This window comes from Brenneria izadpanahii (assembly GCF_017569925.1).
Lineage (GTDB): Bacteria > Pseudomonadota > Gammaproteobacteria > Enterobacterales > Enterobacteriaceae > Brenneria > Brenneria izadpanahii.
On record NZ_CP050854.1, the window covers coordinates 422,378 to 436,056 of the forward strand.

General features: G+C 54.6%; 8 protein-coding genes and 1 pseudogene. 4 read left to right on the forward strand and 5 right to left on the reverse strand.

Annotated features, from left to right (window positions below):
- Positions 1–40: 40 nt before the first annotated feature.
- The 3 genes from putA to envZ all read left to right on the forward strand — a co-directional run bounded on the left by putA (position 41) and on the right by envZ (position 6,261).
- Positions 41–3,814 (forward strand): trifunctional transcriptional regulator/proline dehydrogenase/L-glutamate gamma-semialdehyde dehydrogenase, encoded by a 3,774-nt coding sequence (putA, locus tag HC231_RS01900; protein ID WP_208229496.1) that lies wholly within the window; start codon positions 41–43, stop codon positions 3,812–3,814.
- A 372-nt stretch (positions 3,815–4,186) separates the two neighbouring features.
- Positions 4,187–4,906, forward strand: a complete 720-nt coding sequence (gene ompR, locus HC231_RS01905; RefSeq protein ID WP_005969424.1) for an osmolarity response regulator transcription factor OmpR — start codon at positions 4,187–4,189, stop codon at positions 4,904–4,906.
- The gene (envZ, locus tag HC231_RS01910) at positions 4,903–6,261 is read left to right on the forward strand and encodes a two-component system sensor histidine kinase EnvZ (RefSeq protein ID WP_208229497.1); all 1,359 of its coding nucleotides are present in this window, start codon (positions 4,903–4,905) and stop codon (positions 6,259–6,261) included. Before ompR ends, envZ begins: the two co-directional genes overlap by 4 nt.
- Before the next feature lie 55 nt (positions 6,262–6,316).
- Here envZ and pckA read toward each other — a convergent pair whose 3' ends face one another.
- The 5 genes and pseudogenes from pckA to HC231_RS01935 form a co-directional block, all read right to left on the reverse strand.
- Positions 6,317–7,936: a phosphoenolpyruvate carboxykinase (ATP) gene (gene pckA, locus HC231_RS01915; RefSeq protein ID WP_208229498.1), complete on the reverse strand. Its 1,620-nt coding sequence runs from the start codon at positions 7,934–7,936 to the stop codon at positions 6,317–6,319.
- A gap of 333 nt (positions 7,937–8,269) precedes the next feature.
- Positions 8,270–9,142 carry an Hsp33 family molecular chaperone HslO gene (gene hslO / locus HC231_RS01920; protein ID WP_208229499.1) on the reverse strand — a complete coding sequence of 291 codons (873 nt, stop codon included), beginning with the start codon at positions 9,140–9,142 and terminating at the stop codon, positions 8,270–8,272.
- Between the two features lie 93 nt (positions 9,143–9,235).
- Complete coding sequence (hslR, locus tag HC231_RS01925; RefSeq protein ID WP_208229500.1) at positions 9,236–9,637, reverse strand: ribosome-associated heat shock protein Hsp15; 402 nt, start codon at positions 9,635–9,637, stop codon at positions 9,236–9,238.
- A gap of 15 nt (positions 9,638–9,652) precedes the next feature.
- Positions 9,653–10,339: a GMP/IMP nucleotidase gene (yrfG, locus tag HC231_RS01930; protein WP_208229501.1), complete on the reverse strand. Its 687-nt coding sequence runs from the start codon at positions 10,337–10,339 to the stop codon at positions 9,653–9,655.
- A gap of 174 nt (positions 10,340–10,513) precedes the next feature.
- Positions 10,514–12,695, reverse strand: a pseudogene (locus HC231_RS01935) (IgaA/UmoB family intracellular growth attenuator).
- A 422-nt stretch (positions 12,696–13,117) separates the two neighbouring features.
- Here HC231_RS01935 and nudE point away from each other — a divergent pair.
- Positions 13,118–13,669, forward strand: coding sequence for an ADP compounds hydrolase NudE (nudE, locus tag HC231_RS01940; RefSeq protein ID WP_208229502.1), 552 nt, complete (start codon positions 13,118–13,120; stop codon positions 13,667–13,669).
- Positions 13,670–13,679: the final 10 nt, after the last annotated feature.

A 13,679-nucleotide genomic window follows, 5' to 3' on the forward strand; every position in this document is an offset into this window, starting at 1 on the left:
GCTGCGCAATTTATTGGGTATCTCATAGGGAGACATTGTCATGACGGCTGATAGAGAAGAAACCCCCGTAAATGAACTCAGTTCACCACCATCCTACCGGCCTTTTCACGGGCTGATGCCGGAAACCGGCGAATGGGATAAGCAGAGAATGGCGATCGCCCATGCATGGGCGTTACCCGAGCCGGAGCTGGTTCCTAAGCTGTTGGCGAGGGCCAGGGTGCCGGACGAGGTGAATAAAGGCGTGCACGATCTGGCCTATTCGCTGTCATCCGCGTTGCGGGGAAATAAGGGATCCGCGGATCGCGCCTCGTTGGTGCAAAATCTGTTGCAGGAATATTCGCTGTCTTCACAGGAAGGCATCGCGCTGATGTGCCTGGCCGAGGCGCTATTGCGCATACCGGATGACGATACGCGCGACCTGTTGATCCGCGATAAACTCGCCGGGCGCGACTGGAAACGCCACCTTGGCGGCAGCCGCTCGCTGCTGGTCAACGCGGCGACCTGGGGGCTGCTGATTACCGGGTCGCTGGTGCGGCCCGGCGATCGGGACAAGGTCGCGCATGGCATGAAAGAAATCATAAAAACCGGTTCGGCGCCGTTGATCAGAAAGGCCATGACCGTCGCCATGCATATCATGAGCGAACATTTCGTCACCGGCGAAAAGATCACGCAGGCGCTGGAGCAGGCGGTAAAAATAGAGGCGCAGGGATTCACCTATACCTACGATATGCTGGGCGAGGCGGCGTTGACCGGCGGCGATGCGGAGAATTACATCGCGAGATGCCAGAGCGCCCTGCACGCTATCGGTCGTCATGCCAGGGGAAAGGGCATCTATGCGGGGGCGGAGTTTTCGCTCAAGCTGTCGGCGCTGCACCCGCGCTATAGTCTTCATCAATATGACCGGGTAATGAATGAAGTTTATCCGGCGCTGAAATCCCTGGTGCTGCTGGCGCATTCCTATGATGTCGCCATCACGATCGACGCCGAAGAAACGGAGCGCCTGGATATTTCGCTGGATTTGCTGGCCAAACTGTGCGGCGAGCCCGAACTGGCGTCGTGGAACGGCATCGGCTTCGTGGTGCAGGCGTATCAAAAGCGCTGTTCCTACGTCATCGACTATCTGACGGATCTCGCCAAGAAGCATCAACGCCGGCTGCGCGTGCGCCTGGTGAAGGGAGCCTACTGGGACAGCGAAATAAAACGCGCTCAGATCGCCGGTCATGACGACTATCCCGTCTTCACCCGCAAGGTCTACACGGATATCTCCTATCTGGCCTGCGCCAGAGCGCTGCTCGCCGCACCCGAACATATCTATCCGCAGTTCGCCACGCACAACGCCCGCACGCTGGCCGCCGTATATCACCTGGCCGGTTCCCGCTACGTTGCGGATCAGTATGAATTCCAATGTCTGCATGGCATGGGGGTTCCTCTTTATCAGCACGTCGTCGGGAAAGATAAACTGGATCGTCCCTGCCGCATCTATGCCCCGGTGGGAACGCACGAAACGCTGCTGCCCTATCTGGTGCGGCGCTTGCTCGAAAACGGCTCCAACAGCTCTTTCGTCAACCAGATCGCCGATCCGTCGATCTCCATTGAGAGCCTGATCGCGGATCCGGTGGCGAAGGTCGAGGCGCTGGGAATGAAGGAGCAGGGCGTCGGTTCGTCCCATCCTGGGATCCCGTTGCCCGGCAACATTTATGGCGATGGCAGAAAAAATTCAGCCGGGCTGAACCTGTATAACGAGGATTGTCTGCGCGAGCTGTCCGCCGTTTTGCGCCACAGCTCGCGCGAACCGGTCGCCGCCGCGTCCATCATCGCCGGCGAGGCCGTTCCCGTCGCGCCCAGAGCGGTCGTCAATCCGGCGGAGCCCGCGGATATCGTCGGTTACGTGCATGAAGCGGCGGACGGCGATATCGCGCTGTCGCTCGCGGCGGCCGAAAAGGCCGCCGGCCGCTGGGCGGCGGAGTCGCCCTCGCGGCGCGCGGATATACTCCTGCGCGCCGCGGCGCTGCTGGAACAGAACATGGGGCCGCTTATCGGCGTGCTTGTCCGCGAGGCGGGCAAGACGTTTAATAACGCCGTCGCGGAAGTGCGCGAAGCGGTCGATTTCCTGAATTATTACGCGGCGCAGGTGAAAACGACCTTCGACAACGCCACCCATGTTCCTCTTGGCACGGTGGTGTGCATCAGCCCCTGGAATTTTCCGCTGGCTATTTTCACCGGGCAGATCGCGGCCGCGCTGGCCGCGGGCAACGCGGTCATCGCCAAGCCGGCGGAACAGACGCCGTTAGTCGCCAGCCTGGCGGTGAAGCTGCTGCTTGAGGCCGGGATCCCGCATGATGTGTTGCAGATGCTGCCCGGTCTGGGGGAAACCGTCGGGCAAACGCTGATTGCCGACGCGCGCGTGAAAGGCGTCATGTTTACGGGCTCCACCGCGGTCGCGTCGCTCATCCAGCGAAAGATTGCCGACAGGCTCGACGCCGCCGGCCGTCCGGTGCCGCTGATCGCCGAAACGGGCGGGATCAACGCCATGATTGTCGATTCTTCGGCCCTGCCGGAACAGGTCATCATTGATTGCATCAATTCGGCCTTCGACAGCGCGGGCCAGCGCTGTTCCGCCTTGCGGCTGCTCTGCGTGCAGCAGGATATCGCCGATACGCTGCTGGAAGCCCTGCGCGGGGCGATGGTCGAATACCGGTTGGGCAACCCGGAGCGGCTGTCCACCGATATCGGGCCGGTGATCGACGCCGAGGCGAAAAACGGTATCGATGCGCATATCAGACGCATGACGGATAGGGGGCTTAAGGTCTACCAGGCCGCTTACGGCGAGCCGCAAGCCCGCGACGGCTACTTTGTCACCCCCGCCCTGATCGAACTGAATGACATCGGGGAACTCGACCGGGAAGTGTTCGGGCCGGTGCTGCATGTGCTGCGCTATGAGAGCGGTCAGCTTCCCGCACTGGTTGAGCGGATCAACGCCCTTGGCTATGGGCTGACCTTCGGCATTCACTCGCGCATCGATCGCACCGTCCGCCAGGTCACGGAGAGCGTCGAAGCGGGCAATCTGTATGTCAACCGGAACATGGTGGGCGCGGTGGTCGGCGTACAGCCTTTCGGCGGCGAGGGATTGTCCGGCACCGGACCCAAGGCGGGCGGGCCGCTTTATCTTTACCGCCTGCTGGCGGAACGGCCTGCCGATGCGCAGTGGCGGGGGCTGCGCTACACGGCCGCGGCCGAGCCGGAAGCGCTGCCGGATCGCGCCGGTTTGCTGGCCGCGCATGAGGCGCTGACGGCGTGGGCGACGCGGCGTCATCCCGATATTCACGCGCTTTGCCTGCGCTTTCGGGCCGACAGCGCGAGCGCCACGCTTTGTTATCTGCCGGGACCGACCGGGGAAGAGAATAGCTACCGGCTGCTGCCCCGCGAAAGGGTGCTGGCCCTGGCGGAAGATCCGCAGGATCTTTTGGTGCAGTTGGCGGCGATCGTCAGCGTCGGCTGCCGGGTTCTGTGGCCGGATGCGCCGCAATATCTTGAGATATATCAGCAGTTGCCTGAAAGCGTCCGGCGGCGAGTGGACATCGCCCCGCAGGATTCGCTGATGACGCAGCGTCTGGATGCCGTCATCCACCATGGCGATACGGATGCGTTGCGCGCGCTTTGCCGGCAGGTTGCCGGGCGGCAAGGGGCCATCGTCTCGGTCCAGGGCTTCGCCAGCGGAGAAACCGATATCCGGCTGGAGCGTTTGCTGCTTGAACGTTCCCTGAGCGTCAATACGGCGGCGGCGGGAGGAAATACTCGCTTAATGAGCATCTAACGCGGCGTTAAACGGCGAGGTCGGCGGATGCGGCCAAAAAATCATCGTAGCGACGATAATTCAATTCACCTATTGGCATTGATTTCCCTGCGCGGCAATGCCAATTTCCCTCCTGTTTTTCCCCAACCTATACGGCAGCGCGATGCCTTTTATATGGCAAGTTGCAGATATGTTGTGTATCGCCTTTCTTTAATTACTCGGTTTATGGCTAGATCGTTATAATTATTAAACCAAGGAAATAGTTGATTACACGTGTTTTAATATGCTTTGTAACAATTTCGCCTAGAATGTATACCAGAAACGACTGTCAGTAATTCGTATGTTTCTGAACAATAGCGGCATCGGCGGCTATTACGCCTTTGGAGAAAGAGAATGCAAGAGAACTATAAAATTCTGGTTGTAGATGACGATATGCGTTTACGCGCGCTGCTTGAACGTTATCTGACCGAGCAGGGTTTTCAGGTACGTAGCGTTGCCAATGCTGAACAGATGGATCGTTTATTGACCCGTGAGTCATTTCACCTGATGGTGCTGGATCTGATGCTGCCGGGTGAAGACGGTCTGTCTATTTGTCGCCGTTTACGCAGCCAAAGCAACCCCATGCCCATCATTATGGTGACGGCGAAAGGGGAAGAGGTTGACCGTATCGTCGGCCTGGAAATCGGCGCGGACGACTACATTCCCAAACCGTTTAATCCGCGCGAACTGCTGGCCCGCATTCGCGCGGTGCTGCGCCGTCAGGCCAATGAGCTGCCGGGCGCGCCGTCGCAGGAAGAGGCGATTATCGCTTTTGGCAAATTCAAACTGAATTTGGGCACGCGTGAAATGTTCCGTGATGATGAGCCAATGCCGTTAACCAGCGGCGAATTCGCCGTTCTTAAAGCGCTGGTCAGCCATCCGCGTGAACCGCTGTCGCGCGACAAACTGATGAATCTGGCGCGCGGGCGCGAATACAGCGCGATGGAACGTTCCATTGACGTGCAGATTTCGCGTTTGCGCCGCATGGTGGAAGAAGATCCGGCGCATCCGCGTTATATCCAAACGGTTTGGGGCCTGGGTTACGTCTTTGTGCCGGACGGCAGTAAAGCATGAGGCGATGGCGCTTTTCTCCGCGCAGCTCATTTGCCCGGACGCTGTTACTGATTGTCACATTGTTGTTTGTCAGCCTGGTGACCACCTATCTGGTGGTGCTTAACTTCGCCATCCTACCGAGTTTGCAGCAGTTTAATAAGGTGCTGGCTTACGAAGTAAGAATGCTGATGACCGACAGTCTGCAATTGGAGGACGGCTCTACTCTGGAAGTGCCGCCGGCGTTCCGTCGTGAGATTTACCGCGAGCTGGGTATATCGTTATATACCAATGCCGCGGCGGAGGAGAGCGGCCTGCGTTGGGCCCAGCATTACAAATTCTTGAGCCAGCAGATGGCGCAACAGTTGGGCGGGCCGACCGACGTCCGGGTCGAGGTAAGTAAAAATACCCCGGTCGTATGGTTGAAAACCTGGCTGTCGCCGGATATCTGGGTGCGGGTGCCGTTAACCGAAATTCATCAGGGCGATTTTTCACCGCTTTTCCGTTACACGCTGGCGATCATGCTGCTGGTGATTGGCGGCGCGTGGCTGTTTATCCGGGTACAAAACCGTCCGTTGGTCGAGTTGGAACATGCCGCCCTGCAGGTCGGGAAAGGCATCATTCCGCCGCCGTTGCGGGAATATGGCGCCTCGGAGGTGCGTTCGGTCACCCGGGCCTTTAATCAGATGGCGTCCGGCGTGAAGCTGCTGGCCGACGATCGCACCCTGCTGATGGCGGGGGTGAGCCATGACCTGCGCACGCCGTTGACGCGCATCCGTCTGGCAACGGAAATGATGAACAAAAGCGATGACTATCTGGCGGAGTCCATCAATAAAGACATTGAAGAGTGCAATGCCATTATTGAACAGTTTATCGACTATTTGCGCACCGGTCAGGAAATGCAGACGGAAGTGGCCGACCTCAATGCCATCATGGGCGAGGTAGTGGCCGACGAAAGCGGTTATGAACGTGAGTTTGACAGCGAGTTTTTCGATGGCGAATTGCTGGTTCGCGTCAGTCCGTTATCGATTAAACGCGCCGCGCTCAATCTGGTGGTGAATGCGACCCGCTACGGCAACGGATGGATAAAAGTCACTACCGGACGGGAAGGGCGGCGCGCTTGGTTTCAAGTCGAGGATGATGGGCCGGGCATCGATCCTGCGCAACTCAAACATCTCTTCCAGCCTTTTGTGCGGGGCGACAGCGCGCGCAGCACCAGCGGCACCGGCTTAGGGCTGGCGATTGTGCAAAGAATCATTGATGCGCATAACGGCGTGCTTGATGTCGGCGCCAGCGATCGCGGCGGCCTGTGCGTGCGGGCCTATTTGCCTTTGCTGCCCGAACTTTCCGATTCACACAGCGGTTCAGCGAAAGAGTAGCAAGAATAAAGGCGCGGGAGCCGCGCCTTTATTTATGTGAAGAACCGTCGTGAAGTTACAGCTTCGGTCCCGCCTTCACTAGCGCGGCGCCTGCTGGCGCATCGGTGTATTTATCAAAATTGGTGATAAACCGACGGGCCAGATCTTCCGCTTTCTCCTGCCATTGCGCCTGATCCGCATAGGTATCGCGCGGATCGAGGATATCAGGATTAACGCCTGGCAACGATTTGGGGATCGCCAGACTGAAGATCGGCAAGGTCTGCATTTCTGCATCATCAATGCTGCCGCTCAGGATGGCATCGATAATTCCCCGGGTATCTTTTATCGAGATACGTTTTCCGGTTCCGTTCCAGCCGGTATTGACCAGATATGCCTGAGCGCCTGCCGCTTTCATCCGTTTCACCAGCACTTCCGCGTATTGCGTCGGGTGCAGCGTCAGAAACGCGGCGCCGAAGCAAGCGGAGAAGGTCGGCGTCGGTTCCGTTACCCCGCGTTCCGTACCTGCCAGTTTGGCGGTGAAGCCAGACAGGAAATGGTACTGCGTCTGGTCGGACGTTAGGCGCGATACCGGTGGCAATACGCCGAATGCATCCGCCGTCAGGAAAATGACTTTTGTCGCATGTCCGGCCTTGGATACGGGTTTGACAATATTCTGGATATGGTAGATCGGATAGGAAACCCGGGTATTCTCGGTTTTTGACGCGTCATTGAAGTCAACGTTGCCGTCAGCCAATACCATAACGTTTTCCAGCAGCGCATCGCGCTTGATGGCGCCATAAATATCCGGTTCCGCCTCTTTGGACAGTTTAATGGTTTTCGCGTAGCAGCCGCCTTCAAAGTTGAAGACGCCATCGTCATCCCAACCGTGCTCGTCATCTCCAATCAACTTGCGTTTGGGATCGGTGGACAGGGTGGTTTTCCCGGTACCGGAAAGGCCGAAGAACACAGCCACATCGCCTTGTTCGCCCACGTTAGCCGAACAATGCATGGAGGCGATGCCTTTCAGCGGCAGCAGGTAGTTCATGATGGAGAACATCCCTTTTTTCATCTCGCCGCCGTACCAGGTGCCGCCAATCAACTGAATACGTTCCGTCAGATTGAAGGCGACAAAGTTTTCAGAATTCAGCCCCTGTTCCCGCCATTGCGGGTTGGTGCATTTAGCGCCGTTCATGACGATGAAATCAGGTTCGAAACCCTGTAATTCATCATCGCTTGGGCGAATAAACATGTTTTTCACAAAGTGCGCCTGCCAGGCGACCTCGGTAATAAATCGGACTTTCAGGCGGCTGTCCGGGTTGGCGCCGCAGAAGGCGTCGACGATAAACAGACGTTTACCGGACAATTGTTTGGTGACGATCTGTTTGAGATGCGTCCAGATTTCCTGACTCAGCGGATGATTGTCATTTTTACCTTTCCCCTGATCCGACCACCATACGCTATCGCGGGTGACGTCATCGCGAACGATGTATTTATCTTTTGGGGAACGGCCGGTAAAAATGCCGGTATCGACGGCTACTGCTCCCAACCGGGTTTCTGTGCCGCGTTCATAACCTTGTAGGGTTGGGTCGATTTCCTCTTGAAAAAGTAAATCGTAGCTGGGATTGTAGACAATATCGCGGACATCCTGGATTCCATAAGCCGTAAGGGCCGTTGGTGTCATACCTTTGATCTGCATGTTGCTACTCCTCAATTGTTATTCCCTTTATCTTTCGCGTGCAACTGTGTCGGTTGCTTTTAGTCCCCCAGCCACTTCGTTGCTTAAGTCTTTGAGGATCATTTAGTTACCGCCTGACTGCATCTTGAAATCTATCGGGGTTATAGTTGTGCTAATAAACATTGTAGAGCGTGAGTTTATTTTAACCGCGATAGCAATCATAAAATTAAATAAATTCATTAATAACAATTTATCAATATTTTGTTTATTCAATGTATTGGAATATTTAACAGAATAAAATGCTGCAGCGCTGATGAAGAAATAAACGGGCGCGTGGCCGCGCCCGTGGAAGGATTAATGCAGTAAATGATTCGGCGAGTGCTGTTTGAGCGCTTGCACATCCCCGGCATTGAATACATAGTGATTTCCGCAATAGTCACAATGCATATCGATTTCACCGTCTTCTTCCAGCATTTCAGTTACTTCGTGTTCGGGAAGCGTCATTAATGCTTCCGCGCAGCGCTTGCGTGAGCAATGACACTGGAAAACAACCTCTTGCGGTTCGTATACCGTCACTTCTTCCTGATGATAAAGCCGGTAGAGCACATCGTTAGCCGCAAGCGTAAACAGCTCATCGGCTTTGACCGTGGCCGTGAGCTGCGCCAGGTGATCGAAATCATCGCGTTCGGCGTTTTGGGCGGGCAGCACCTGTAACAACATGCCCGCTGCGGCCATCCGCCCTTCATGCCGACCGGTGCGGATAAATAGCCGGGTAGGGAGCTGTTCCGATTGCAGGAAATAGTTTTCCAGGCAATCGGCAATGGTATCGCCTTCCAACCCTACGACGCCCTGATACCGTTCGCCTTCCGTCGGCGTAATGGTAATGACCAGATAACCGTTGCCGACCATATCCTTGAGCGAACTATCCTGCGCAATTTCACCTTGCAGACGGGCCACGCCGCGCATCTGTTGCTGATGGTTGCCGTTGATAACGGCCAGCTTCAACGGTCCGTCGCCCTGAAGCTGAACGGTAATGTCGCCGCTGAATTTTAACGTGGCCGTTAACAGGCTGGTGGCCACCAGCATTTCTCCCAGCAGGTTTTGCACCGGCTCCGGATAGTCATGATTCGCCAGAATATGCTGGTAGGTGTCGCTGACTGTCACCAACTCGCCACGGACGGCATAATTTTCGAACAGGTAACGATGTAGTTGGTCATGAGTGGACATAATTTTCTCTCGCTATGGTGACAGTTATTGCTTTCATGTTTCCAGTCGCTGGCGTATTGATTTCCCGCAACATGAAATCTACCGGGATTATTGCTAATCGTTGTATTTAAATTTGATCAGATCCCGTCGTTCTTTCTTATCAGGGCGGCGATCCGGGTGCGGCATGGTCAACGCATTCATTTTTCGCGCCAGCGCCAGCTTTTCCCGTTTTTCGATACTTTCGGCGGTTTCCTGATACAGAGCCTGTGCTTCCGTCGCCGTTCTACGTTGCCCGCTGATGGCGCGGACAATGACGGTACGCTCGTCGTTGCCCTGACGTAGCTTGATTTCGGCATTCAGTTCAACCAGTTTGCTGGGCTTGCTGCGTTGACCGTTGTAATGCACTTTGCCGCCATCGACCATTTCACGGGCAATGGCCCGGGTTTTATAGAAACGGGCGGCCCAAAGCCATTTGTCCAGACGGACGGTATCGTCAGAATTCTCGGTTGCTTTCATCGTGGCCCCTTCTGATTAACTGAGATTTACCGAGCGATGCAATGACGGTAACAGCGCAAGATAATCATTCATCGATGGATACTGCTGGAATGATTTTTCCCGCTGGCTGGAGTCAGGGTTGCTGACGCCCAGACAGTAACGGATACCAAAGGTCTTGGCGGCGTCCAGAATCGGTTCGCTGTCATCAACAAACAGCGTTCTGGTCGGCTCGAAACCGGTTTCCCGCTGCACGGCCTGCCATAACCGCTGATTTTCTTTCGGATACCCATACGTATGGGTGGAAAGTAATAAATCAAGGTGTTTGTCTAACCCGGTATGTTCAATTTTAACCGCCAGGCTGTGCGGATGCGCATTAGTCAGTAAAATCGTGCGTTTGCCGCTGTCGCGCAAAGCGTGCAGAAATGGCTCGGTGTCTTCCCGCAGGCGGGCGCGCGGGCCGATATCCGTGGTCATTTGATAAATGTCCAACCCCAGCCTTTCACTCCAGTAATCGAAACAGTACCAGTTCATCGTATGCTGCACCGCCTGATACTCGGCGGCAATCAGCCGTTGGGCCTGCTGCAGGCTGATGCCACGTTTGTCGCTGAGTGATTGCGGCACAAGCTGTAACCAGAAGTAGCTATCGAAAGCCAGATCGAGCAGCGTGCCGTCCATATCCAATATAACGGTATCAATATCGTGCCAGTTAAGGTCGGGGCTCATAAATACTCCAGATACAGAATGACGCCGGATACCGAACGGTGGGTAAGGTTGATAAGAGGATGTATACCCGTCAGATTTCAGATTGCCGGCGAGATAATCTCTCAGCCTGAAGCCCGGTAAGTATAAATACGGCAGTCCCGTCAGAATAGCATAACAACGCCTGCCGCACGATTGTCAAAACTGGTGGGTCCGGCTGTCTATCAGCGATGGCGTGAAGCCGAAACGAGAAGCGTAATATTGCTGAATGTTGGCCATCCGCTGTTTGCTTTTCACTATTCTCATGCCCAATAACACGGCGTTGACCAGCAGCGTAATGGAAAAGAGCAACAGCAGCAGACAGCTGCCAAGATAACGCCACAGCGTGATGACATCCGGTTCGCTGTGCAGGCTGACGTGCTGAGTGCCGTTGGCGTCGGTGCTGAGGTTCGTGATGACGCCCGCCGCTCTAAACGGCGTGTGCAGCAACATGGCCGATAACCGCTGAAGCTCTTTCCACTGATCGGCGGCGTGGTATTCATTCAGCGGTATGAGCGGCAACGGATGGTTAACGAACTGGCGCCCTTCATCGCTGCGGATTAAAAATCCGCCAGGGGGAGGGCTATTGAGCGAGTCGGCCGCGCTGTTGACTTCCTGCTGAAAGAAAAAGTCCGTGGCGCTGTTGACGAGCGATTCCAGCGTCTCTGCGCTTACCGGTCGCAGCAAGACGTTCATTCCTTTGAATGAGCCGGTGCGCGCCTGCTTTACCAGCGTATCCCAGTCTTTTACGTTGCCCAGGTTGACCAGCGCGTTTTTCAGACGGAAGCAGTCTCTCTCTTGCTCACAGAGATCCTGTGTTTTCAGCACTATATCGGAAAAGTCATTCAACAGAATCATGCCTGATTTCTGAATGGCGGAGGCAAGCTGCGAGTTAACCCGGCCTTCGACATCGGTTTGCGGGTGTAACTGATCGTTCACCGTTTTAAGCAATGCCGACGTTTTTTCAATGATCTCTGATTCTGGCAGCGGTAACGGCGAGGCTTTATTCCAGTAAATCGCCGAGCAGTCAAAAGGCGTAAAGGCGTAGGCGGGGGCATTGTTCGACACGCGAATGCCCGCTGGAACATAACACATGCCCGAACCTTGAACTTTCAGGGTATCGCCGATTTTCAGCGGTATTTTTTCCAACTCGTCAACCTGGTTGACCTGAATGTTTTGCGCGCCATGCAACCAGGCCATACTGAGTTTTAACGGTAGTTCCATGGGAACGTAGGCCAGCAAGAGGATTAGGCTGAGCAGCGCCCCGGCGGACAATATCAGATTTTTGCCCCATCGCTGCAAAGGGAAATTTTTTACTTCGTCATGCAGCGACAAATACTGCCCCTGACGAACAACCTGATGATTAAGGTAAATATCGACATCCGTTTTTTTCCCTAAATCATAAGCGATGTAAGGATGCCAGTAGGGGGATAAATCAGATCGATATTGCCGAGCGAGACGCTGCCGAACTGTCCTTGATTTGATTCGCCAAAAAGGCCAAGAGCCTGCGGAGTGCCGAGAAGACAGTGAACGTCCTGCCGTTCTTGTTCCGAGGGGAGCGGAAAAGCCGCCAGATGCTCCAGGCGGCGAGCAGCGCGGCTGTGCCGGTGAGCCAGGGCAGCAATGCCATCGGGCTGTTGATACTGATGAATAGCAGCAGAAACGACAGGCTCAGCGCGCCGGCTTCTTTAAGCCCTTTCGAATGATGTATGGCGTGCTCTTCTTTCGTTTCCTTACGAATGCTTACCAGCTCCGCGTGTTCATCCTCTTCGTGACGAATGGATGCGTTTGGCATCGGATCGTCGGGAACCGTCACGATATGATGGTTATCGTTGTTGATGCATTCGACTAACGAGTGTCCGTTCAAGGAGATAACCAGCGGGATGGAGCGGGTTTTAATCAATTCAACGGTGTTATTCTCAGTAATATATTGTTCCCAACAGGGAGGCAGGTGAATTTCCTGCGTATCAATATAATATCGCCACTTATTCTGAGAATCAGTGCTCAGCCCATAACGCGTGATGGTATGGGTGATCGGATATACCCGATTGCTTTGCAAGGTGCGGGGCAGTTTGGGCTGGGTATTGGGTATGTCGAGCGGCGTCGGTTGCTGAGTATTCTCCAGGGCAAGGTAACGCTCGACGGCGACGCGTTCTTCCGGGGTCAATTGACGAAGTAAGGCAGGCTCCACCGGTAACGGAGTGACAAATGACAGGCGCTGGCGCATACGGTAGACAATGAAACCTCCGATAGCGAACAGACAGGCAAACAATATAGCCAATATGGTAAATATTGTGCTCATGTCATTTCCATCCCAAAGTGACGTACTCCCTGTTTGCATCGGATTTTAACAAATTTGGACAATCGATGATAACCTGCATGGTTTTGTTTTATTAAATTAATAACTAAAAAATAACAGAAATTATCTACGCGAAGGGATGATGGTAACAACCAGGCAGGGCGTCTAAAATGAGGATAATCCGATTTTTTGGGGTGGATATTGACTTTTAATTTTTCATTTTAATAGTTCATACTGATAATGTGTATTTAATGTTATAAGCAAGTAAATTAATAATTGTGATGGTTGCAGCAAAGGTTGCTGTTAACGCACAATGTGGGTAACAGCAAAAATCTAGCAAAATCAAAAAAGAGTATTAACGATCGCTTTTCATTCAGCGGCACGCCGGTATTTATGGTGAAGGCAATATAGCCAGCATTCAGGTTGGGCTGCCGTTCCGGTCGTAATTGCTCTACGAGGCCATCATGAGTCATAACCTGCAAAAACCTAAAATTCTCAAGGTAGAAACGGTCGCGAGTTCGCGTTTGTTCAATGTTGAATCCATCGATCTGGAATTCAGTAACGGCGTCCGCCGGGTATATGAACGAATGCGTCCGAGCGGACGGGAAGCGGTGATGATTGTGCCTATTATTGATGATGAACTGGTGCTGATCCGTGAGTACGCCGTTGGTATCGAACAGTATGAACTCGGATTTCCTAAAGGGTTGATTGATCCCGGCGAGACGGTATTTGAAGCGGCTAACCGGGAACTGATGGAAGAGGCGGGATTCGGCGCGGAACAGATGGATTTGTTGGCGAAGTTGACCATGGCGCCGTCCTATTTCTCCAGCCAGATGAATATTGTCGTTGCGCGGGGGCTGTATCCGCAAAGCCGCGAAGGCGATGAGCCGGAACCGTTGCCTAAAGTGCGCTGGCCGCTAAAAGATATGATGTCGCTGTTGCAGGAGCCCGACTTTCGGGAAGCGCGTAATGTCAGCGCTCTGTTTTTAACTCAGGATTGGCTGCATCGCCAGTAAAGGCTGCTGG